This window comes from Leifsonia sp. Root227, assembly GCF_001428745.1.
Taxonomy (GTDB): domain Bacteria; phylum Actinomycetota; class Actinomycetes; order Actinomycetales; family Microbacteriaceae; genus Leifsonia.
Genome location: NZ_LMIO01000001.1, coordinates 1,023,031 through 1,041,778, shown reverse-complemented (window position 1 = coordinate 1,041,778; position 18,748 = coordinate 1,023,031). Strand labels below are relative to the sequence as shown.

General features: G+C 69.7%; 18 protein-coding genes. 1 reads left to right on the top strand and 17 read right to left on the bottom strand.

All coding sequences use genetic code 11. The features are described 5' to 3' along the window. Positions 1-100 precede the first annotated feature (100 nt). The gene (locus ASE16_RS04760) at positions 101-1,504 is read left to right on the top strand and encodes a DUF2252 domain-containing protein (protein WP_055891198.1); all 1,404 of its coding nucleotides are present in this window, start codon (positions 101-103) and stop codon (positions 1,502-1,504) included. On the opposite strand, the gene der is transcribed toward ASE16_RS04760, so the two are convergent. The 17 genes from der to ASE16_RS04680 all read right to left on the bottom strand — a co-directional run bounded on the left by der (position 1,501) and on the right by ASE16_RS04680 (position 18,747). After that, positions 1,501-3,009, bottom strand: coding sequence for a ribosome biogenesis GTPase Der (der, locus tag ASE16_RS04755; protein ID WP_055891196.1), 1,509 nt, complete (start codon positions 3,007-3,009; stop codon positions 1,501-1,503). The genes ASE16_RS04760 and der overlap by 4 nt on opposite strands. Before the next feature lie 5 nt (positions 3,010-3,014). After that, positions 3,015-3,731 (bottom strand): (d)CMP kinase, encoded by a 717-nt coding sequence (gene cmk, locus ASE16_RS04750; protein WP_055891192.1) that lies wholly within the window; start codon positions 3,729-3,731, stop codon positions 3,015-3,017. After that, the gene (locus tag ASE16_RS04745; protein WP_055891182.1) at positions 3,728-4,816 is read right to left on the bottom strand and encodes a prephenate dehydrogenase; all 1,089 of its coding nucleotides are present in this window, start codon (positions 4,814-4,816) and stop codon (positions 3,728-3,730) included. The genes cmk and ASE16_RS04745 overlap by 4 nt, the downstream gene beginning before the upstream one ends. Then, a complete protein-coding gene (locus ASE16_RS04740; RefSeq protein ID WP_055891179.1) occupies positions 4,813-5,607 on the bottom strand; it encodes a pseudouridine synthase in 795 nt (264 codons plus the stop codon). Before ASE16_RS04740 ends, ASE16_RS04745 begins: the two co-directional genes overlap by 4 nt. Beyond that, positions 5,597-6,205, bottom strand: coding sequence for an SMC-Scp complex subunit ScpB (scpB, locus tag ASE16_RS04735; protein WP_235500370.1), 609 nt, complete (start codon positions 6,203-6,205; stop codon positions 5,597-5,599). Before scpB ends, ASE16_RS04740 begins: the two co-directional genes overlap by 11 nt. A gap of 61 nt (positions 6,206-6,266) precedes the next feature. Next, positions 6,267-7,127 carry a segregation and condensation protein A gene (locus ASE16_RS04730; RefSeq protein WP_055891175.1) on the bottom strand — a complete coding sequence of 287 codons (861 nt, stop codon included), beginning with the start codon at positions 7,125-7,127 and terminating at the stop codon, positions 6,267-6,269. Further along, positions 7,111-7,971 carry a ParA family protein gene (locus tag ASE16_RS04725; protein WP_200949573.1) on the bottom strand — a complete coding sequence of 287 codons (861 nt, stop codon included), beginning with the start codon at positions 7,969-7,971 and terminating at the stop codon, positions 7,111-7,113. Before ASE16_RS04725 ends, ASE16_RS04730 begins: the two co-directional genes overlap by 17 nt. A 203-nt stretch (positions 7,972-8,174) precedes the next feature. Continuing rightward, entirely contained in the window at positions 8,175-9,080 is a 906-nt protein-coding gene (xerD, locus tag ASE16_RS04720) for a site-specific tyrosine recombinase XerD (RefSeq protein WP_055891167.1), read from the bottom strand. Beyond that, the gene (locus tag ASE16_RS04715) at positions 9,077-9,736 is read right to left on the bottom strand and encodes an NUDIX domain-containing protein (RefSeq protein WP_055891164.1); all 660 of its coding nucleotides are present in this window, start codon (positions 9,734-9,736) and stop codon (positions 9,077-9,079) included. Before ASE16_RS04715 ends, xerD begins: the two co-directional genes overlap by 4 nt. Next, on the bottom strand, positions 9,736-11,442 hold the full coding sequence (locus ASE16_RS04710; protein WP_082581233.1) for a CTP synthase: 1,707 nt from the start codon (positions 11,440-11,442) through the stop codon (positions 9,736-9,738). The genes ASE16_RS04715 and ASE16_RS04710 overlap by 1 nt, the downstream gene beginning before the upstream one ends. A 14-nt stretch (positions 11,443-11,456) precedes the next feature. Then, a complete protein-coding gene (gene recN, locus ASE16_RS04705) occupies positions 11,457-13,181 on the bottom strand; it encodes a DNA repair protein RecN (protein WP_055891161.1) in 1,725 nt (574 codons plus the stop codon). Next, entirely contained in the window at positions 13,174-14,091 is a 918-nt protein-coding gene (locus ASE16_RS20060) for an NAD kinase (RefSeq protein WP_055891158.1), read from the bottom strand. The genes recN and ASE16_RS20060 overlap by 8 nt, the downstream gene beginning before the upstream one ends. Before the next feature lie 133 nt (positions 14,092-14,224). Further along, a complete protein-coding gene (locus tag ASE16_RS04695; protein WP_055891155.1) occupies positions 14,225-15,022 on the bottom strand; it encodes a TlyA family RNA methyltransferase in 798 nt (265 codons plus the stop codon). Continuing rightward, positions 15,015-15,164 carry a hypothetical protein gene (locus tag ASE16_RS19955; protein ID WP_200949547.1) on the bottom strand — a complete coding sequence of 50 codons (150 nt, stop codon included), beginning with the start codon at positions 15,162-15,164 and terminating at the stop codon, positions 15,015-15,017. The genes ASE16_RS04695 and ASE16_RS19955 overlap by 8 nt, the downstream gene beginning before the upstream one ends. Before the next feature lie 4 nt (positions 15,165-15,168). Beyond that, a complete protein-coding gene (locus tag ASE16_RS04690) occupies positions 15,169-16,827 on the bottom strand; it encodes an ATP-binding cassette domain-containing protein (protein WP_055891149.1) in 1,659 nt (552 codons plus the stop codon). Beyond that, positions 16,820-17,737: an ABC transporter permease gene (locus ASE16_RS04685; RefSeq protein WP_082581232.1), complete on the bottom strand. Its 918-nt coding sequence runs from the start codon at positions 17,735-17,737 to the stop codon at positions 16,820-16,822. Before ASE16_RS04685 ends, ASE16_RS04690 begins: the two co-directional genes overlap by 8 nt. Then, positions 17,734-18,747, bottom strand: a complete 1,014-nt coding sequence (locus ASE16_RS04680; RefSeq protein ID WP_082581231.1) for an ABC transporter permease — start codon at positions 18,745-18,747, stop codon at positions 17,734-17,736. The genes ASE16_RS04685 and ASE16_RS04680 overlap by 4 nt, the downstream gene beginning before the upstream one ends. Position 18,748 lies beyond the last annotated feature (1 nt).

The window sequence follows — 18,748 nt, the reverse complement described above, 5'->3', positions numbered from 1 at the left end:
ACTGTCCACAATAGTGAGGACAAGCCGGGGTACAAACCCCCCTTTGTGGTCATGTCACCGATCGGTGGCCCGACGGCATGGCGAGCGCTAGGGTTGCGCCATGGACAGCGTCGCGGGTCGCCTGCGTTACGACCACGAGCCGGTCGCCAGCGACCGGGAGCAGTACGAGTTCGGCAAGGGCGCCAGGAAGCGCATCCCCCGGTCGGCGCACGCCGACTATGTTCCGGATGCGCGGCGCGACCCGCTCGCGATCCTCGAGAAGCAGAACGCGAGCCGCCTGCCCAGCCTGGTGCCGTTGCGCACGGCGAGGATGCTGCAGGACCCGTTCGCGTTCTACCGGGGCACGGCGGCGCTGCAAGCGGCCGATCTGGCCGGCGGCGCGGTGACCGGCGCGAACGTGGTGGCCTGCGGGGATGCGCACATCGCCAACTTCGGCATCTTCGCGTCACCGGAGCGGCGCATGGTCTTCGACCTGAACGACTTCGACGAGGCGACCGTCGCGCCGTGGGAGTGGGACCTCAAGCGCCTCGTGACGAGCGTGGTCATCGCCGCCAGAGCCCGAGGAGCATCGGAGACCGCGGCCGAGGAAGTCGCGCTGCTCTCTGCCGCGGCATACCGCGATGGGCTGCGCGTCTCCGTCGGACTCGACGTGACCCAGCGCTTCTTCGAGGCGGCCGTCATCCACGGAGGCCGCCAGTACGGCAAGGCGACGCAGCGCCTGGTGAAGAAGACCGTCGCCGCCTCGGAGAAGCGCACATCGGCGCACGTCGTGTCGCGCATCACGGAGCTGGCGGACGACGGCTCGCGCCGCATCGTCGAGAACCCGCCGAGACTCACCCACGTTCCAGCGGAGATCGAGGCCAGCATCGGCGAGGTGCTCGCACGGTACAGCCGCACGGTCTCCCCCGACATCGCGCTGCTCCTCGACCAGCACACGGTCACGGACATCGCCCGCCGCGTCGTCGGCGTCGGCAGCGTCGGCACCCGCTGCTTCATCGTGGTGCTGACGGGTCCGCGCGGCGAACCGCTCGTGCTCCAGGTGAAGGAGGCGACGGAGTCGGTGATGCACGAGTTCGGCGGCGTGCCGTCCGAGGACATCGCCGGCATCGACCGCGCGACGCTCGCCGAGCACCACGGCTACCGGGTCACGGCCAACCAGCGCATCCTGCAGGCGGTGTCCGACCCGTTCCTCGGCTACGTGAGCTTCGAGGGCTACGGCTTCTACGTGCGGCAGTTCCGCGACAGGAACGTGTCGTTCGACATCCCTGGGATGCCGGACGAGCCGTTCGCCGACTACGTGCGCACCTGCGCCACGATCCTCGCCAGGGCGCACTCGCGCAGCCCGCTTGCCGCATCCATCGCCGGATACATCGGCAGCGGAGACGCGCTCCCCCACGCCGTGACGGAGTGGTCGCTGGCGTACGCCGACCAGTCGCTCGCCGACTTCCACGCGCTCGGCGAAGCGGCCGAGGCCGGCCGCTTCGCCGTGAGCGATGTGCTCTAGCGCTTGCGCTTCTCGCGGACGCGCATGTTGAGCGTGATCGGCGTTCCCTCGAAGCCGTAGATCTCGCGCAGCCTGCGCACGATGTATCGGCGGTAGCCGGGGTCGAGGAAGCCGGTCGTGAACACCACGAACGTCGGCGGGCGGCTCGCCGCCTGCGTGCCGAACAGGATGCGCGGCTGCTTTCCTCCGCGCACGGGGTGCGGGTGCGCTGCCGTGAGCTCGGCCAGGAACGCGTTGAACTTTCCGGTCGGGATGCGGGTGTCCCACGACTCGAGCGCGAGCTCCAGCGCCGGCACCAGCTTCTCCAGGTGGCGTCCGGTGCGCGCGGAGATGTTCACCCGCGGAGCCCAGGACACGTGGGCCAGGTCCTGCTCGATCTCGCGCTCCAGGTAGCGGCGGCGGTCGTCGTCGAGGAGGTCCCACTTGTTGAACGCGAGCACCAGCGCGCGGCCGGACTCGAGCACGAGGTCGATGATGCGCACATCCTGCTCGCTGATCGGCTCCGAGACGTCGAGCACGACGACGGCGACCTCCGCCTTCTCCAGCGCGGTGGAGGTGCGCAGCGACGCGTAGAAGTCTGCGCCCTGCTGCAGGTGCACGCGACGGCGGATGCCGGCGGTGTCGACGAACCGCCACACCTTGCCGGCGATCTCGACCTGCTCGTCGACCGGGTCGCGGGTGGTGCCGGCGAGCTCGTTGACGACGACGCGCTCTTCGCCCGCCGCCTTGTTGAGCAGTGACGACTTGCCGACGTTCGGGCGTCCGACGATCGCGACGCGCCGAGGACCGCCGACCTCCTGCTTGGCGACAGCGGAGACCTCCGGCAGCTTCTTCAGGATGTCGTCGAGCAGGTCGGCGACGCCGCGCCCGTGCAGGGCGGAGACGGGCCGGGGCTCGCCGAGGCCGAGCGACCACAGTTCGGTCGCGTGCGGCTCCTGGCGCAGGTCGTCCACCTTGTTGGCGGCGAGGAAGACGGGCTTCTTGGTCTTGCGCAGCATCCGCACGACGTGCTCGTCTGTCGCAGTTGCTCCGACGTTGGCGTCGACCACGAACAGCACGGCGTCCGCGAGGTCGATCGCGATCTCGGCCTGGGCGGCGACGGATGCGTCGATGCCCTTGGCGTCCGGCTCCCAGCCTCCGGTGTCCACGATGGTGAACCGGCGGCCGTTCCACTCCGCCTGGTACGAGACGCGGTCGCGGGTCACACCGGGGGTGTCCTCGACGACGGCCTCTCGACGGCCGAGGATGCGGTTGACCAGCGCCGACTTGCCCACGTTGGGGCGCCCGACGATGGCGAGCACGGGCAGAGCAGGCAGGTAGGTGATCGCGTCGGGGTCTTCGCTGACGGTCTCGAGGATGTCGAGGTCGGCCTCGTCCAGCTCGTAGTCGTCCAGCCCGCTGCGGAGGGCGGCTGCGCGCTGCGCGGCCAGCTCCTCGTCGAGCCCGGACAGTCGCTCGACGAGGTCGTCGGCGCCCTGGGGCTCCTCAAGTTCTTTGTCAGACATGCGCGTCAGGCGCCTTTCCGGATTTCGGTCTGTACGACGTCGATGACCGCGGCGACGGTCTGCTCGAAGTCGAGATCGGTTGAATCGACGGTGGTCACACCGTCGGCGGCGTTCATGAAGTCGACGACCCGGGAGTCAGCCAGGTCGCGGCGGTGCAGCTGCTCACCGACATGGGCGGCGGAGTGGCCGACGAGTTCCGCGGAACGCCTGGCTATTCTAGCCGCTTCGCTGGCAGTGAGCAGGATGCGCACGGGAGCATCGGGCGCGACCACCGTCGTGATGTCCCTGCCCTCGACCACGATGCCCGGCTTCTCGGTGTGCCGCATGATGCTCCGGAACAGCTCGGTGAGGAAGGTCCGCACCTCCGGCACGCGAGCGATGGCGCTGACGACGGCGGTCACCTCCGGCTCCCGGATGGCGTCCGTCACGTCGTGGTCTCCGACGAACACGTGGTAGGTGTCAGGGTCGGTTCCGATGCGGTAGTCGAAGTCGGGCAGCGCATCCACGACGGCGCCGGAGTCGGTCGGGTCGATGGTGCGCGCGACCACGAACCAGCTCAGCGCGCGGTATGCGGCGCCGGTGTCGAGGTAGGCGAAGCCGAGGGCGCGGGCGGCCGCCTTGCTCACGCTCGACTTGCCGCTTCCCGCTGGGCCGTCGACCGCGACGACCGTCGGAAGCTGCTCGCCCCTGCCGGTCCGGTCGTGCTGTTCGGTCGCTGTCATCCGGCGATCCTCCATCCTCTGTCCGTCAGGTCGTCGATCGTGCGCTGCAGCACCTCAGGGAGCACCACGATCTCGGCGAGGCCCACCTGCGCGCCCGGCGAGTGCTCCAGCCGCAGGTCTTCGAGGTTCACGCCGATCTCGCCCAGCTCCGCGAGCAGCCGCGCCAGCTCGCCCGGCCGGTCGTCGACCATGACGACGATGGACGCGTACCGCTTGTCCTGCCCGTGCTTGCCGGGCAGCCGGGAGACGCCGACGTTGCCGCCCGCGATCTCCTCCGCGATGGTGCGCCGCGCCCCGGAGGCGTCGACGTCGCCGAGCGCTCCGAGCATCCTGTCGAGGTCGTCGCGGTACGCGTGCAGGATCTCGACGATCGCCGGGGCGTTCGCTCCGAGGATCTGCACCCACAGCTCCGGCTCGCTTCCGGCGATGCGGGTCACGTCGCGCAGGCCCTGACCGGCGAGCGCGAGCGCGGCGTCCGTCGAACCCGCGAGACGCTTGGCCATCAGGCTCGCGACGATCTGCGGGGTGTGCGACACCAGCGCGACCGCTGCGTCGTGCTCCGTGGTGCCCATCTCGACCGGCGTCGCGCCGAGGTCGAGGATCAACGCCTCCACCAGCGAGACCGCCGCACGATCGTTCTCCTGCCGTGCGCAGACCACCCACGGGCGGCCGACGAACAGATCGGCGCGGGCAGAGCTCGGCCCTCCACGCTCCCGGCCGGCCAGTGGATGCGATCCCACGTACCGCGAGAGGTCGGCGCCGGCCGCCTCGAGCTCGGACAGCGGAGCGACCTTCACGCTCGCGACGTCGGTGACCACGGCGTCCGGATGTGCGGCGAGCTCCGCCAGCACCACCTGCGCCACGAGGTCAGGCGGCACGGCCACCACGATCAGCGCAGGAGATGTCGTGCCGTCGTCCGCCCTGCCTGCGCCGTAGTCCGCGGCGAGCCTGAGGTGCGCAGGCGACGCGTCGGCGAGCAGCACATCCACGCCGTTGGCGCGCAGGCCCAGCCCGACGGAGGCGCCGAGGAGCCCTGCACCGACCACGCGGACGGGCGCGGTGAGCCGGGAGGCTGTGTCGTTCACTTGGTGTCTTTCTGGCGGGAGATCGTCAGGAGCTGGCCGAGTTCCACCTTAGTCAGGTCGCGCATCTGGCCCACCCTGAGGGTGCCGAGGTGCAGCGGGCCGAACTGGCGCCTGACCAGCTCGATCACCGGATGCCCCACCTCGGCCATCATGCGGCGCACGATCCGGTTGCGGCCGGAGTGCAGCGCCAGCTCGACGAGGCTGTCCTTGGCCGACGAGCTGCGCTCGAGCAGCCTGGCCTTGTCGGCGGCGATCGGGCCGTCCTCCAGCTCCACCCCGCGGGTGAGCGTTGCGATGGTCTGCGGGGTGACGACCCCGCGCACACGGGCGATGTACGTCTTGGTGACGCCGAAGCTGGGGTGCGCGAGCACGTGGGCGAGCTCGCCGTCGTTGGTGAGGATGAGCAGTCCGGAGGTCTCCGCATCCAGACGCCCGACGTTGAACAGGCGCTCGGGGTAGTCGGAGGTGAACCTGGACAGGTCCGGCCTGCCCTGCTCGTCGCGCATGGAGCTGACGACGCCGACCGGCTTGTTCAGCATCACGTAGCGGCGCGAGGTGTCAAGCTGCACGGCCGAGCCGTCGACGGCGACCAGGTCGGTGAGCGGGTCGATCCTGCGGCCGAGCTCGGTGACCACCTCACCGTTCACGGTCACCCTGCCCGCCGAGATCAGGTCCTCCGACACCCGTCGGGATGCGACCCCTGCTGCTGCCATGACCTTCTGCAGCCGCTCCCCCTCTGGGCTGCCGTCCGCCTGCTGCGCGTGTGCGTTCTTACTGTCTCTAGCGGACATCGCCGTCGAATCCATCCATTCCGTCCGCCAGCAGCGGGGAGATCTTCGGCAGCTCGTCGATCGAGTTGATGCCGAGCTGAGTGAGCAGGAGATCGGTGGTGCCGTAGTTGATGGCTCCGGTCTCGCTGTCCGTGAACATTTCCGTGATGAGGCCACGGCCGAGCAGGGTGCGCACCACGGAGTCGACGTTGACAGCGCGGATGGATGCAATGGCGCCGCGGCTGATCGGCTGCTTGTACGCGATCACGGCGAGGGTCTCCAGCGCGGCCTGCGACAGTTTGGTCGGGTTCTGGGCCAGCACATAGTCGGCCACGACGGGGTCGAACTCCGGGCGCACATAGATGCGCCAGCCGCCGCCCACCTCGCGCAGCTCGAAGCCGCGGCGCACGCCGCCGTCCGCTCCGTCGAAATCGGCGACCAGCGCATCCACTGCCGCGCGGACGCGCTTCACAGGAGCGCCGACCGCCGTGGCGAGGGAGACGACGCTCATCGGTTCGTCCGCGACCATCAGGATGGCTTCGAGGGCGCGCTCGACGGCGACGCCGTCCGGCAGGCCGGGGCGCGCTTCCTCGGGTGCCGCAGCATCCTGCGCCGTCATAGCCTCCTGCGACGTCACAGCCTCCTGCGACGTCAATGCCTCCCGGGCAGCCACGTCATTCTCAACCGTCATAGTCCGCTCCCAAATTCGACAGATTCTCCTCCGACCAGTGCTCCGCCGTCCAGCGGAGCGTCAGCTCACCGAGAGGTTCGAGCTGCTCGAACGCGATCGCCGCGTGCCGGTACAGCTCCAGCACGGCGAGGAACCGCGCGATCACGACGCCCTTGAGGTCTGCCCCCGCAACGAGCTGCCGGAACGTCACGGTCTCCCCCGAGCGCAGCATCCCCACCACGAGGGCTGCCTGCTCCCTGATGCTCACCAGCGGAGCGTGCAGGTGGTCGAGCCCGACGACGGGGATCTCCCGCGGAGTGAGCGCGAGGGTGGCGATGGCTGCGAAGTCGTCTGCGGTCAGGGTCCAGACCAGCTCCGGCGTGCGCTGCCGGTACTTGTCCTCCAGCCGCACGGTGCGCGTGTGCCTGGTGGCCTCCGCCTCCATGCCCGCCTGGAACCACGACGATGCCTCCTTGAAGGCGCGGTACTGCAGCAGCCGCGCGAACAGCAGGTCGCGGGCTTCGAGCAGCGCGACGTCCTCCGCATCCACCAGTTCTCCCTGCGGGAGGAGCCCGGCCACCTTGAGGTCGAGCAGGGTGGCGGCGACGAGCAGGAACTCGCTCGCCTCGTCGAGGCTGTCCTCGGAGTCGAGCGCGCGGAGGTAGGCGATGAACTCGTCCGTGACCCGGCTCAGCGAGATCTCGGTGATGTCGAGCTCGTGCTTGGTGATCAGCGACAGCAGCAGGTCGAACGGACCCTCGAACGCGCCGAGGGCGACGCGGAACGTCGCGGGCTGGACGGCCTCCTGGGCTTCAGCCACCTGACCGTCTGCGGCGTCCTCGCTCCCGGTGGCGCTAGGCGACGGCGCCACGCGCGATCAGTTCCCTCGCCAGCTGGCGGTACGCCTCCGCCGCGGAGTGCTCCGGCGCGAACTGCGTGATCGGGGTGGCGGCGACGGATGCGTCCGGGAACTTGACCGTGCGCGAGATGACCGTCTCGAGCACCCGGTCGCCGAAGGCGTCGACGACCCGCTCCAGGACCTCGCGGGAGTGCAGCGTGCGGGAGTCGTACATGGTGGCGAGGATGCCGTCGAGCTCGATCGCCGGGTTCAAGCGCTCGCGCACCTTGTCGATCGTCTCGATCAGCAGGGCGACGCCGCGCAGCGCGAAGTACTCGCACTCCAGCGGGATGAGAACGCCGTGCGCCGCGGTCAGCGCGTTCACCGTGAGGATGCCGAGCGACGGCTGGCAGTCGATCAGGATCACGTCGTAGTCGCCGCTCACCTTGCGCAGCACGCTGGCCAGGATCTGCTCGCGGGCGACCTCGTTGACGAGGTGCACCTCCGCTGCGGACAGGTCGATGTTGGCCGGGATGATGTCGAGCCCGGGAACGCCGGTCTTCTGGATCGCGTCCGCCGGGTCCTTCGAACGCGACAGCAGCAGGTCGTAGATGGTGGTGACGTCGTGCGTTTGCGCTCCGAGCCCCGCGGACAGCGCGCCCTGCGGGTCGAAGTCGACGGCCAGCACGCGGCGGCCGTACTCGGCGAGGGTGGCGCCCAGGTTGATGCTGGTCGTCGTCTTGCCGACGCCGCCCTTCTGGTTGCACAGCGCGATGATGCGCGCTGGCCCGTGACCCTTGAGCGGAGCGGGAACGGGGAACGACCGCAGCGGGCGGCCCGTCGGGCCGAGCGGCACGGCGAGGGATGCGTCATCCATGCCCGGAAGCTGGGTTCTGACCTCGTCGTTGCGCGTCACCTGCGTGTTCCTCGTCCCTTTTGTCGCTGACTTACGTCAGTTGCCCATCCTACCGACGCAACCCCCATGTCGCGGGGCGCACCGCCGCTGTCAGCAGCCTCTCGGTTCGTGCAGAACGTGCGGTACAGCGCGTCGGGACCGCGCGTTTCGCACGACTCGTGCGGTCAGCGGGCACGCGGATGCGCGGACGTGTACACGTCGCGCAGGGTGTCGGCGGTGACGAGCGTGTAGATCTGCGTGGTCGCGACCGACGAGTGGCCGAGCAGTTCCTGCACGACCCTCACGTCCGCGCCGCCCGCGAGCAGGTGCGTGGCGAAGGAGTGCCGCAGCGTGTGCGGAGAGACCTCGACGCCGAGCTGGGCGCGCTCGGCCGCTGCCCGGATGATCAGCCATGCATTCTGGCGCGACAGCCTGGCCCCGCGCATCCCGAGGAACAGTGCAGGGGTCGCCCTGCCCTTCAGCGAGAGCGCAGGGCGCGCACGCACCAGGTAGGTGTCGATGGCCGCCCTGGCGTAGCTGCCGAGCGGGACGATGCGCTGCTTGCTTCCCTTGCCGGTGAGACGCACGATGTCGTCGTCGATCACGTCGTCCACGTTGAGGTTCACCGCCTCGCTGACGCGTGCGCCCGTCGCGTAGAGCAGTTCGAGCAGCGCCTTGTCGCGCAGCGCCGCGATGTCGTCGCCGTCCGTCGCCGCGAGCAGGGCGGACACCTGGTCGACACTGATCGCCTTCGGCAGGCGGCTGGCGAGCTTCGGCGGCTTCACCTCGTGTGCGACATCCACCTCGACCACCCCCTCGTCGAGCAGGAAGCGGTGGAAGCCGCGCACCGTGGAGAGCATCCTGGCGAGCGACGACGAGGTCAGGGGCGACTCGGCACGCGAGCCGAGGTGCACGGTGAACTCGGAGATCATCGGTGTGGTGATGTCCGCGGGGTCCGTAACGTCGCGGGAGGTCAGCCACTCCGCGTACACGCCGAGGTCGCGGCGGTACGCTGCGACCGTGTTCGCCGACAGGCCGCGCTCGATCGAGACGTGCCGCAGGTACGAATCCGCGACCGTCTCGACCGTCATGCGCCGAGCTTCGGGTGCCGCGGCCACGGCAGGTCCGCCGCGCCGAGCTTCGCCCAGCCGCTCTGCCTGCCGAGCTGCGCCGCCAGCACGCCGATGGTCAGCGACGGGTTCTGGATGCGCCGGTCGAGCACCGCATCCACTGCGTCGTCGAGCGGCACCCAGCGCACCTCGATGTCCGCCTCCTCGTCGAAACGGTCGAACGCCGTTGCGGTGGGTCGCAGCCCGCGGGCGAGGTAGATCCTGATCGCCTCGTCGCTGCCTCCTGGGCTCGTGTAGAACTCGGACAGCACGTTCCACTCGTCGGCCTCGACGTCTGCTTCCTCCGCCAGCTCGCGCTTGGCCGCATCCAGGGGACGCTCTCCGCGTACGTCGAGCAGTCCGGCTGGGATCTCCCAGTCGCGATACCGCACGGGATGCCGGTACTGCTTGATCAGCAGCACCCTGTCCTCGTCGTCCAGCGCGAGCACGGCGACCGCGCCGGTGTGGTCCACGAAGTCACGGCCGATCACATCGCCGTTGTAGCGGAACGTCTCGTGGCGCACGTCCCAGACGCGGCCGGTGAACACCGTCTCCGACGACACGATCTCGGGAGAGAACGGGTCGTCGGTGAGCTCGTCCGTCGACGGGACCTCTGCAGACTGCGCCTCGGCCGCCATCAGGCGTCCGCGGCCACTTCGAACAGCATGCTGGCCTTCTGCCGGTCGAGGGCGGCGCCGACGAGCCCGCGGAACAGCGGGTGCGCGCGGTTCGGGCGCGACCGCAGCTCTGGGTGCGCCTGGGTGCCGACATAGAACGGGTGCACGTCGCGAGGCAGCTCGACGTACTCGACCAGGTGGCCGTCCGGCGATGTTCCGGAGAACCAGAGCCCTGCGTCCGCGATCTGCTCGCGGTAGTTGTTGTTCACCTCGTAGCGGTGGCGGTGGCGCTCGGACGCCTCGGGGGCGCCGTAGAGCTCGGACACGATCGAGCCCTCTGCGAGGAGCGCAGGGTAGAGGCCGAGTCGCATGGTGCCGCCGAGGTCGCCGCCCGCGATGATCTCCACCTGCTCCGCCATCGTGGCGATGACCGGGAACTCGGTGTCCGGGTCGAACTCCGACGACGACGCTCCCGCGAGACCGGCCTCGTTGCGGGCGTACTCGATCACCATGCACTGGAGCCCGAGGCACAGGCCGAGGGCGGGGATGCCGTTCTCACGGGCGAGCCGCAGCGCGCCGAGCTTGCCCTCGATGCCGCGGACGCCGAAGCCGCCAGGCACGCAGATCGCGTCGACGTCGGCGAGCTGGGCTGCCGCGCCCTCCGGGGTCTGGCACTCGTCCGAGGCGATCCATTTGAGGTGCACCTTGGTGTTGTGCGCGAAACCGCCGGCGCGCAGCGCCTCGGTGACCGAGAGGTACGCATCCGGAAGGTCGATGTACTTGCCGACCAGGCCGATCGTGACCTCGTGCTTGGGGTCGTGCACGGCGTCGAGCAGTTCGCTCCAGCCGTCCCAGTTGACGTCGTCCGCCTTGTCGAGGCCGAGCTGGTCGATGATGTATGCGTCGAGGCCCTGGTCGTGCAGCATCGTGGGGATGTCGTAGATGCTCGGAACGTCGACCGCGTTGACCACGGCGGACTCGTCCACGTCGCACATCAGCGCGATCTTGCGCTTGTTGGACTCGGAGACCGGGCGGTCGCTGCGGAGCACCAGCGCGTCCGGCTGGATGCCGATGGAGCGCAGGGCGGCGACGGAGTGCTGGGTCGGCTTGGTCTTCTGCTCGCCGGAGGCGTTCATGAACGGCACGAGCGAGACGTGGACGAAGAAGCAGTTCTTGCGGCCGAGCTCGTGGCGCACCTGCCTGGCCGACTCGATGAACGGCTGCGACTCGATGTCTCCGACCGTTCCGCCGATCTCGGTGATGATGACGTCCGGCGCCGGCTCGCCGTCCGGCCCAGGCTGGGCCTGCAGGCGCATCCTGCGCTTGATCTCGTCGGTGATGTGCGGGATGACCTGCACCGTGTCACCGAGGTACTCGCCCCTGCGCTCCTTGGCGATGACGTTCGAGTAGATCTGCCCCGTCGTCACGTTGGCCGACTGGCCGAGGTTGATGTCGAGGAAGCGCTCGTAGTGACCGATGTCGAGGTCCGTCTCAGCGCCGTCATCCGTGACGAAGACCTCGCCGTGCTGGAACGGGTTCATCGTTCCAGGGTCGACGTTGAGGTACGGATCGAGTTTCTGCATCACGACACGGAGGCCGCGAGCAGTGAGAAGGTTGCCGAGGCTGGCCGCTGTAAGACCCTTGCCCAACGAAGAAACGACACCACCCGTCACGAAAATGTGCTTGGTAATGCCGTTCGAAATGCCCGCGTCTGATTTATCCACCACGGGCTTTTATCCTATCACCCTGCGGACCCGGCCATCTCCACCAACTCGCGCGCGTGCGCCAGCCCGCTCTCCGAGTCCGGCAGGCCGGAGAGCAGCCTGGCCATCTCGGCGATCCGCTCGTCTCCGCCCAGCTGCCGCACACTGGATGCGGTCACAGAGCCGTCGCTGCCCTTCACCACCGTGAGGTGGTTGCCCGCGAACGCGGCGACCTGCGCGAGGTGCGTCACGACGATCACCTGCGAGCTCTCCGCGAGTTTGGCGAGCCTGCGGCCGATCTCGATGGCGGCGGCGCCGCCGACGCCCGCGTCGATCTCGTCGAAGATGAAGGTGGGAACGGGGTCGGTTCCCGCGATGACGACCTCGATCGCGAGCATCACCCTGGAGAGCTCTCCCCCGGACGCGCCCTTGCCGAGCGGCCGTGGCTCTGCGCCGGAGTGCGGCTGGAGCAGGATCGACACCTGGTCGCGTCCTGCCGCCGTGAACTCCTCGCGCTGGATGACCTCGACCACGACGCGCGCATCCGCCATCGCGAGGGCGGTCAGCTCGTCGGAGACGGCCGTGCTCAGCCGCTCGGCCGCCGACCGCCGCTGTGCGCTCAGCCCCTCTGCGAGTTCGGTGGCGAGCGCGGCGTCCGCCTCGACCTCCGCGCGCAGCTCCTCGATCCTGTCGGAGTCGCCGTCGAGTTCGAGCAGCCGGGAGCTGCCGGAGTCGAGCGCGCCGATCACATCGTCGAGCGTCGGGCCGTACTTGCGCACGAGGGTGGCGAGCTCTGCGCGCCTGTCCTGCACCAGTTCGAGCTCGCGTGCGCCGTCCGTGTCGAGCGTCGCGAGGTAGGTGGAGAGCTGGGCGGCGACATCGGAGATCAGGTAGTTGGCGTTCGCGACGGCCTCCGCCACCGTGCCGAGCGCGTGGTCGTGCTCGGAGACGCGCTCCAAGTGCCGCCTCGCGCTGTCGAGGAGGCCGAGGGCGTCCGCGCCCTCCGACTCCTCGGCCGAGAGCAGTTCCCGGGCGCTGGCCGCCGCCAGGCGCAGCTCTTCGAGGTTCGACAGACGTTCTGCGCGCTCGGCCAGTTCGTCGTCCTCGCCTGGCTGAGGAGCGACGGCCTCGATCTCCGCCATCGCGATGCGCAGATCCTCCGCTTCCCTGGCACGCCTGTCCTGGTCGGCCACCAGCTCGTCGAGCTCCGAGCGGTTGTCGCGCCAGCGGTGGAAGACCTGCGCGTACGCCTCGACGGCGGCGGCGAAGTCCGGCCCGGCGAACCGGTCGAGGGCCTCCCGCTGGGCGACGGCCGACCGCAGCCGGATCTGATCGGACTGACCGTGCACCACGACGAGTTGCCCGCCGAGCTCGGTGAGCACGCTCACCGGGGCGCTGCGTCCGCCGACGACCGCGCGCGATCGCCCCTCCGCCGACACGGAGCGCGTGAGCACCAGCTCAGCACCTCCGCCGCCGAGGGGGTCGACGTCTCCCCCTGCGTCGCGCACCCGCTCGACCACGTCGCTCGACTCCGCTATGCGCCAGCGGCCCTCCACCCAGGCCTGCGCGCTGCCGAGCCGCACGGCTCCGGTGTCGGCGCGCTCCCCGAGCAGCAGCCCGAGCGCGGAGACGACCATCGTCTTGCCTGCGCCCGTCTCACCGGTGATCGCCGTGAATCCGGGGCCGAGCGGCAGGGAGGCGTCGGCGATCACTCCCAGGTCTTTGATCGAGATCTCCTCGATCCCACCACGGTTCTCAGTCACGGTCGGCCGGTCCCCTCCATCCGGTGACGGGAAGGTTGAACTTGTGCACGAGCCGGTCGGTGAACGGACCGGGATGCAGGCGGGCGAGGCGCACAGGGATGGGCGACCTGCGCACCACGACGCGCGCGCCGGGCGGAAGGTCGAACGCGCGGCGGCCATCGCACCAGAGGATGCCAGCGCCACCGGTTCGGTCGAGCAGCTCGACGGCGAGCGACGAGTCTGCGTCGACCACCAGGGGGCGCGCGAACAGGGCGTGCGCGCTGAGCGGCACGAGCAGCAGAGCGGCGACGCCAGGCCAGACCACGGGACCGCCTGCGGAGAAGGAGTATGCCGTCGATCCGGTCGGCGTCGACATCACGACGCCGTCGCAGCCGAAGCTCGACATCGGACGGCCGTCCACCTCGATCACCACTTCGAGCATCCGCTCGCGGCTCGCCTTCTCGACCGTCGCCTCGTTGAGCGCCCAGCTCTCGTAGACGACTTCCTTGCCGAGCTTGACCCGCGCGGAGAGCGTCATGCGCTCCTCGACCTCGTAGTCCTTGGCCAGTCCACGGGCGACGGCGAGGGCCAGGTCGTCCCGCTCGCTCTCGGCGAGGAAACCGACGTGGCCGAGATTGATGCCGAGCAGCGGAGCGGAGCATCCCCTGATCAGCTCTGCCGCGCGCAGGATGGTGCCGTCGCCGCCCAGCACGATGACGAGCTCCAGCTCGTTCGGCTGCACGTCGACGCCGAGCACGGCCACGTCGTCGAAGCTCGGGTTGGCGGCCAGCACGTCGCGCCGTTCGTCCTCGCTGAGCACGGGCACGACACCAGCCGCGATGAGCTGAGTGCAGACCTGCACTCCTGCTTCGAGGGAATCTTGGCGACCGGTGTGCGCGACGACGAGGATGTACCTGGCGGGTGCATCCATTGGCGTCACGCTCCGTTCTGGTGGTGGAATCCGGTCTTCCCATTCTGTCGGTTTTCCGCACGTCTGTGTGAGCGCGCGACAGGTTGGGGAAAGCTCTCAGGCTGTGGAGAGCCGTGCCGATCGAGCCGGCCGGTCAGTGCGTCGATGCCGACTGCACCTCGGCCAGCCACTCGGTCGGGTTGGTCCCTGACGCGCTCAGCCAGACCAGGTACTCGCGGTTGCCCTGGCTGCCGGCGATCGGCGAAGCGACGAAGCCCTTCGTGCCGAGTCCGAGGTCGTGCGCGGCCCAGAGCACGCCGGTCACGGCGTCGGAGCGGAGTCCGGCGTCGCGCACGATCCCCTCTTTGATGCCCGTGCGTCCCACCTCGAACTGCGGCTTGACCAGCAGCACGAAGTCGGCGCCGTCCGCCGCCGTCTCTGCGAGAGCGGGGAGCACCTGCGTCAGGGAGATGAACGAGAGGTCGCCGACCACGAGGTCCGGCCGCACGTCCTCGCCGAGCAACCCGGCGAGGCTGCTCGCGGTGAGCGTGCGCACGTTGACGCCCTCGAACGACGCCAGTCGCTCGTCGCCCGCGATCAGCGGGGAGAGCTGGCCGTGGCCGACATCGACGGCGATCACCCTGGCGGCACCGCGCTCCAGCAGCACCTGGCTGAACCCGCCCGTGGATGCGCCGGCGTCCAGCGCGACCCGTCCTGCGACGTCGATGCCGAACGCATCCAGTGCCCCGACGAGCTTGTGGGCGCCACGGCTCACGTAGTGGTCGGCGCCGGCGACCTCGACGACCTGCTCGTCTCTCACCTTGTGCGATGCACGCGTCACAGGAACGCCGTCCACCGTCACCAGACCTTCGGAGATGACCGTCGCCGCGTGCGTGCGCGAGCGGGCGAGACCTCGGGCGGCGAGTGCAACATCCAGCCGGGATTCAGCCACGCTGCACGTCGCCGCCCTCGAGCTGTTCGCGCAGTTCGTCGTGCACCTGCGCGTACGCTTCCGCCCGCGCGTCGAGCGCCTGCTCCTCGATCACGGTGAGGCGGGAGACGAGCCCGTCCTCACCCCTGTCTGTCGCTTCCATGCCGTCAACGGTACGCGACTGTGCTCCGTTCGAAGAGCTCCCTCCCCGGCACGGCCGCCAGCAGCTCCTGCGTGTACGGGTGCTGCGGGTTCGCCAGCAGGTCCCCGGCCGGCCCTGACTCGACCAGTACGCCGCGGCTGAGCACGGAGACGTGGTCGGCGATCTGCTCCACCAGGCCGAGGTCGTGCGAGATGAAGAGGTAGGTGAGATCGTGCGCCGTCCTGAGGTCGAACAGCAGGTCGATGATCTGCGACTGCACCGTCACGTCAAGCGCCGATGTCGGTTCGTCCAGCACCAGGATGCGCGGGGCCACCACGAGGCTGCGGGCGAGGGCGACGCGCTGCCGCTGGCCGCCGGACAGCTCGCTCGCCCTGCGGCCGAGAACGGTCTGCGGTAGCGCGACGGAGTCGAGGGCGTCGATGACCCTGGAGCGCCGCGCGCGGGACGAGCCACCGTTCCCTTTCCCGCCGATCCTGAGCGGTTCGGCGATGATCTGCTCGACCGTGAACCGCGGGTCCACAGCGGCGAGCGCGTTCTGGTAGACGAGGAGCAGGTCCTCCGGCCGCTCGTTGAAGGCGGACGCCTCCCTGGGCCGTTCGTGGCCGTGCACCGTGACCGTGCCGGAGGTGTACGGCGTGATCCCGGCGACGATCCGCGCGAGCGTCGTCTTGCCGGAGCCGGACTCCCCCACGATCGCGTGCACGGCTCCTGCTGCGACATCGAGCGTCACCCCGTCGAGCGCCGTGACCCCGTCGCCCTTCGCCGAACGGGAAGGGAACACTTTGCCGAGCTCGCGCAGGCTGACGACGGGTGGCTGCTCGTCCCTGCCGACCAGCCGCAGGTGCGTGTACTTGCCTGGCGTCGCGGCCGGCACATCGGAGAACAGCCGCTGGGTGTACTCGTGCTGCGCCCCGGTCAGCAGGTGCTCCACCCTGCGGTGTTCCAGCAGGTCGCCGCCGTTCAGCACGGCGACATGGTCGCTGCGCTCCGAGGCGAGCGCCAGGTCGTGCGTGATGAAGAGCACACCGAGGCCGCGCTCGGCGCGGAGCTCGTCGATGAGGTCGAGGATGCGCTTCTGCACCGTGACGTCGAGCGCACTGGTCGGCTCGTCCGCGATCAGGAAGGCGGGATCGGCCGCGATGGCGATGGCGATCAGGACGCGCTGCAACTGGCCGCCTGACAGCTCGTGCGGGTACGACGAGAGACGTTCCTCCGGGTTCGGGATGCCGACGCGGTCGAGCAGGTCGACCGCCCGCGTCCTGACCTCGGCGCGGGCGATGCCGTGCCTACCGACCCTGATCGCCTCCGCGAGCTGGCCGCCGATGCGCTGCAGGGGGTCGAGCGAGCTGAGCGGGTCCTGTGGCACGTAGCCGATCGTGGTGCCTCGCAGCGGTCGCCAATCCTTCGGACGGAACGCGGTGACGTCCGTGCCGTCCAGCACGACGCGCCCCGCTGTGACCCGTCCCGCGTCGGGCAGGAGGCCGGAGACGGCGCGGGCGATGGTGGTCTTTCCAGAGCCGGACTGGCCGACGAGGGCCAGGGTCTCGCCGCGGGCGAGGTCGAAGCCGACGCCGTGGACGACCTCGGTCTCCGCGCGGCCGCTCCGGTATGCGATGCGCAGGTCGGTGACCTGGAGCAGGGGTGCTGCGTCGTGTTCAGTCACGGTTCCGTCCGTTCCTCGCGGTGTTGCTGAGCTGGTTGATCGCCCACACGGTCAGTGCGATGGCGATGCTGGGGAACACCACGAGCCACGGGGACGAGGTGATGTACTGGCGTCCCTCCGAGACGAGCAGACCCCACTCCGGCTCGGGCGGTGGGGCGCCGTAGCCGAGGAAACTGAGCGCGGAGATCCACAGGATGGCCGTGCCGAACTGCAGCGCCGCGAGCGAGAGCACGGCGGAGAACGAGTTGGGGAACACGTGCCGCCAGAGCACATAGCCCGGCCGGCCGCCGATGTGGCCGGACGCCTCGACGAACGGCAGGTTCTTCACTGTCAGCACCTGCGACCGCATCACCCTGGTGAAGGTGGCGACGGAGGAGACTCCGACCGCGATGGCGGCGTTCAGGCTGCCGAAGCCGAGCGAGACCACCACCACCATCGCCAGCAGCAGCCCGGGGATGGACAGCAGCGCGTCGACGATGCGGCTGATCACCGCGTCCGTGAATCCCCCGGCCGATGCCGCGATCAGTCCGAGCAGCGTGCCGACGCCGAGCCCGACGATCACCGCGACCGCCGAGCCGAGGAGGGTCCTGCCCGTGCCGAACACGATGCGCGACCACAGATCGCGGCCGAGGTAGTCCGTACCGAGCCAGTGCTGCGCACTCGGGGCGGCGAGCACGTTCGCCTGGTCGCCCGTGAGCGGGTCGTCGTGGGCGAGCAGTCCCGGCGCGACCAGCGCGGCGAGCAGCAGGAGCAAAAGGGCGACGGCGATCCAGTCGACCCAGCCGAGGCGGCGCGCGAGCCCGGCGAGACTCGCCGCGATCGCCGCGCGCCGTCCGCTCCCGTCGCCCTGGCCCCGACGGTCCGTGTTCCGGGCACCCTGTTCCTGCCTGAGCGTCGCTTCCGCGGTCATGCCGGCACCTCCGTCTTCTTCTGCGCCCTGCGACGCTCCGCGCCGGAGCCGCCCGCTCGATCAGAACCGCCGGCGCCGCCCTGCGTGATCCGCGGGTCGAGCGCAGGGTAGACGAGGTCGGTGATCAGGTTGATCGACAGGTACACCGCCGAGACGATGAGCACGATCGCCTCGATGGTGGGGGTGTCCTGATCGCGCACGCTCGTGTACGTGAAGTAGCCGAGGCCGGTGCGATTGAACACCGTCTCCACGATCACCGAGCCCGCGAGCACGTCTCCGACGATCAGCGCGAGCAGCGTGATCGACGGGATGGCCCCGTTCTTCAGGACGTGCCGGAGGACGATCCCGCCCTGCGACACCCCCTTCGCGGTCAGCACGGTCACGAACGGCTGGCTCGCCGCATCCCCCAGGCCCTGGATGAGCACCTGGCTGAGCGCGCCGCTCGACGCGAACGCCAGCGTGATCGCGGGGAGGACGAGCGAGACGAATCCCTGATCGGTGATCGACGACACCCAGCCGAGCTGGAACGAGAACACGACGATCAGCACGTAGCCGACGAGGAAGCTCGGCGATGAGATGGACAGCACGGGCACGGCGCGCGCCGCATCCCGCACCGGCTTCCACGGCGCGAACGTCGCCGCCAGGGCGATGGCGAGAGACAGCACCACCGTGAACAGCAGAGCGAGGGCGGCGAGCGGCAGCGTCTGGCCGAGCGCCTGCCCGATCAGGTCTGCGACCGACTTGCCGTTGGTGAGCGAGAACCCGAGGTCGCCGCGCGCCAGCCGGGTGAGCGACAGGAAGAACTGCACGATCGCCGGCTTGTCGGTGTTGTAGTACGCCCGCAGGCCGTCCGCGGTCGACTGCGGCAGCGGGCTCACCGGATTGTTGATCTTGTTGTCGATCGGATCACCCGGCAGCACGAACAGCGCGATGAACGTGATCGCGTACACGATGAAGATCACGACGAGGGACTGCCCGACCCGTCGGAGAACGTATCCGAACGACGGCATG